At 36.6% G+C, this 3,679-nt stretch carries 4 protein-coding genes; 3 read left to right on the top strand and 1 reads right to left on the bottom strand.

Going from position 1 to position 3,679, the window contains the following annotated elements; all coding sequences use genetic code 11:
• Positions 1 to 260 precede the first annotated feature (260 nt).
• The 3 genes from P8M52_RS06210 (at position 261) to P8M52_RS06200 (ending at position 2,178) form a co-directional block, all read left to right on the top strand.
• Positions 261 to 815, top strand: coding sequence for an MASE1 domain-containing protein (locus P8M52_RS06210; RefSeq protein ID WP_300308889.1), 555 nt, complete (start codon positions 261 to 263; stop codon positions 813 to 815).
• A gap of 80 nt (positions 816 to 895) precedes the next feature.
• Positions 896 to 1,387 (top strand): hypothetical protein, encoded by a 492-nt coding sequence (locus P8M52_RS06205; RefSeq protein ID WP_300308886.1) that lies wholly within the window; start codon positions 896 to 898, stop codon positions 1,385 to 1,387.
• A gap of 248 nt (positions 1,388 to 1,635) precedes the next feature.
• On the top strand, positions 1,636 to 2,178 hold the full coding sequence (locus P8M52_RS06200) for a hypothetical protein (protein ID WP_300308883.1): 543 nt from the start codon (positions 1,636 to 1,638) through the stop codon (positions 2,176 to 2,178).
• Here P8M52_RS06200 and P8M52_RS06195 read toward each other — a convergent pair.
• A partial coding sequence (locus P8M52_RS06195) for a TRCF domain-containing protein (protein WP_300308880.1) occupies positions 2,175 to 3,679 on the bottom strand: 1,505 nt, incomplete at its 5' end. The genes P8M52_RS06200 and P8M52_RS06195 overlap by 4 nt on opposite strands.

The following is a 3,679-nucleotide window of genomic DNA, read 5'->3' as shown; positions in this document are numbered from 1 at the left end:
AAAAGATGCAAACATCACCGCCATTACTAAAGATCAATATTTTGCAAAATACTCATTGTCAACCATTAAGCGTGCAGTAGGTGTGTTGTTATCAAAGAACATTATCACCGCTACACAGTCTAAAGCCGACAAACGTGCAATGGTGCTTGGTTACAATAAGTAAACTATTTACGATCTCTGGTCTTATGTAACCCATTCAGACCTAATAATGTATGGAAATCCATACTAGACTTTTTTCAATGATGAGTTAGAATCCGTACATGGAAAAATATAAGAACTACCTTGCTAGTAATTTAATCGCCTTTATGGCTGTCGTTTTAGCTGCTATCCTCATGATAAATTTATCGAATTTTTCTGTGGAAGTGGGGTCATATTTATATCTACCGATTGGCGCCAAGATTTTAGTGTTTTTAATTTTTGGTAGGTATGTGTTGCCTGGTGTGATTCTTGCTTGTTTATTTTGTGGTTTTGTTTTGTTTGCTACATGGGGCGGTCAGTTAGTTTGGGGCGGCATTGGTGCGATAATGGGAGCGATCACTCCTCTTGTGTCGATGTGGCTGATAGAGTATTTCAAATTAGCCGATTATTCTAAGTTAGAGAGAATCAATTTCAGACATATTTTATTTCTGATTATCTTTACTGCAGTGCTTCATGCGCTAGGTCGATTTCTCATCTATGCCAAGAGCTCAGTATTTACAATAAATCCCGTTGACTTTTTAGGGCATTATTTAATAGGTGATATCTTAGGCGGTATCGTGGTTATTTGGACAGTCTTGAAAATAACACCCCTTGTTTTGACCACTGTAAAAGCATAGAAATTAAAGTGACTAAAGTTCTAAGCAAAAACTTATTACGTAGCAGGATTGTATTTCTTATGATCCTTGTGTTTGCTTATATGTCGGCAGTGGTTGAAAGTCAGTGGGCAGTTAATGTAAATCTAATTGGCGGTGTCGCCCTGTTATCTTATATGCTATTTGGCCTTCGTTTGATACCCAGTGTGCTTCTTGCGATTATTGTTGCCAGTTTAATATTTAAACCGCAGGGAGCTATCGTACCTCTAGAGTTGGCAATGATGACTTTTACCTGTACGGTTGCACCTGCAATAGCCTTTTATATTATGTCTTCGGCTAAACGAATTAATATATCCAACATTGTAAGCATTACCTTTAAACAGGTATTGATTTTATCCTTCCTTCAAGCGATCTTTTGCTCCATCTTTAAACTCGCACAACTCGCAACTACAACTGAACACACTCTACCAATAGCAATGGCTGAATCTTTTTCTAGTTTGTTTGTAATTGACTTCATAGGAACTGCGACCTTGGTTTATGTCGTGATTCAAATTATTATTTATAGTAAAAAAATTAAGCCAACCCAGTTTTCTTAGAAAACTTCTGTGTGAAATAGCTCCAGTTGTATTAATTTAAATATTAAAATTAATTACAAACTAACATTATTTTTTTGGTTATATCATCATGCACTGCACAGTGCATTGATCACATTCTTTATTTAACTGATTAAGTTTTAAGCCATTGGTAACACCCCTCTTGACTTTAATTATTTATATAGATGATTATGGATCCGATAATATAGTTCAGTGTAAACTACTTACAATTTAATTTATAGTCAGTGCTAATGATCTTAAATAGTCTATTAATTACCTTAGTAGTCTTTCTGACTTCTGCATTAATGTCTTTTCTATATGGCAATGATATTTCGATTGGAAACTACTTATGGTTACCAATGGGCACAAAGATTTTGGCCTATTTGCTCTTTGGCGCTTGGGCGTTTATTGGTGTGTTAATAGGTTCGCTAATGAGTGGAATATTCTTATACGATTTTTGGCATGGAAATGAAGTGTATGGACCATTAGGTACGCTAGTAGGTGTGCTAGCACCACTCGTTGCCATAGCCATCATGCGTTATTTCCATTTGTCAACATTCATCACTGTCGGCAAGATTAATTTTAGACATGTGATTTTTTTAGTCATTCTTTCCTCCCTAATAAACACACTAGGGAAGTTATTCCTTTACATGAATAAGGTGAAAGTTGACGGTAAAGACGTAGATGCACTTGCGTTTATGCAAAGCTATCTAACGGGCGACATATTGGGCGGTATTGTTTTTGTATTTATTGTGCTGAAACTAGTATTACCATTGTTTAAAAACCAATCCTAAGCCAGAGTCTTTAATAATCCTTCTACCAATTCAATACGCCTGATGTCCTCAGGCATGGTTTCTTTGATAATTAATTGATTTTGACCCTTGATTTGGTATTTTTTAGCCTGTTTTTGCACTAACTGAATAATTTTAATTGGCTCTATGGTGTTTTTAGCGCCAAAGGTGATGATTGCCTTGTCATCGTAGAGATTAATCTCATCAATGCCAATTTTTTCACAAAAGAGTTTTAAGCGCGTATTGGCAAACAAGTGCTTAGTTGAATCTAGTAAAAGACCAAAGCGATCAATCATTTCAATTTGGAGTTCTTTTAATTCGTTGTTAGTATTACAACTGGCAATACGTTTGTATAAAACTAGGCGCTCATGAACATCTTCAATGTAACTTTCAGGAATGATAGATGGCAATCCACAATCAATCTGAATTTCATGGTTGATTGGATCATCTAGGTTGATTTTGCGCCCAGCACGCATAGCGTCAATCGTGCGTTTTAATAGATCATGGTAGAGATTAAACCCAATTTCACTAATTTTTCCAGATTGGTTATCACCCAATAAATCACCTGCACCCCGAATCTCTAGGTCATGATTAGCCAACATAAAGCCTGCACCCAACTCCTCTAATGATTCAATGGCATCTAGGCGTTTTTTTGCATCTTTAGATAAAGATTGATGCGACTTAATAACCAAATACGCATAAGCGCGGTGATGTGATCGACCAACCCGTCCGCGCAATTGGTGCAATTGCGCCAAACCAAAGTTCTGCGCATTGTTAATAATGATCGTATTGGCATTGGGAATATCGATACCCGTTTCAATAATGGTGGTACAGACTAAAATTTGAAAACGCGCGTGATAAAAATCACTCATGATATGTTCTAACTCACGAGTTGGCATTTGTCCATGGGCAATGCGAACATGCACATTGGGCATGAGCTCTTTAAGGCTTTCAGCCATGTTATCAATTGAATCAATATCATTATGTAGAACAAAGATTTGACCGCCACGATGTAATTCTCGACTACAAGCCTCTTTAATATTATCATCTTGCCATTCTTGTACAAAAGTTTGAATAGCACTACGTTTGGCCGGTGGTGTGGCAATAATAGATAATTCACGTAATGAACCAAGCGCCATATTTAGGGTTCTTGGGATAGGAGTTGCAGTCATTGTTAAAATATCACTTTGGCCACGTAGTTTTTTTAACGCTTCTTTTTGCTTGACACCAAAGCGATGTTCTTCATCAATAATGACCAAGCCTAAATTTTTATACTTAATGCTGCCTTGAATAATTTTATGGGTGCCGATAACAATATCAACTTTGCCTAAATTTAGCTTTTCAACAATAAGCTTTTGTTCTTTAGGTGTTTGAAATCTCGACAATGCGGCAATCTCAACCGGATAATCTGAAAATCGATCTACAAAAGATTGATGGTGTTGGTTAGCTAGTAAGGTTGTTGGTACTAAAATAGCAACTTGTTTGCCAGCCTCCACCGCTAGAA

This window comes from Candidatus Thioglobus sp. (genome assembly GCF_029243085.1).
Taxonomy (GTDB): Bacteria; Pseudomonadota; Gammaproteobacteria; order PS1; family Pseudothioglobaceae; genus Thioglobus_A.
The sequence above is the reverse complement of the archived record's forward strand: the minus strand, read 5'-3'. Positions and strand labels throughout refer to the sequence as shown.

Bases quoted from the DNA above. Each gene is read 5' to 3' on its own strand.
- P8M52_RS06200 (WP_300308883.1), top strand. From the start codon at position 1,636: ATGATCTTAAATAGTCTATTAATTACCTTAGTAGTCTTTCTGACTTCT.
- P8M52_RS06210 (WP_300308889.1), top strand. From the start codon at position 261: ATGGAAAAATATAAGAACTACCTTGCTAGTAATTTAATCGCCTTTATG.
- P8M52_RS06205 (WP_300308886.1), top strand. From the start codon at position 896: ATGTCGGCAGTGGTTGAAAGTCAGTGGGCAGTTAATGTAAATCTAATT.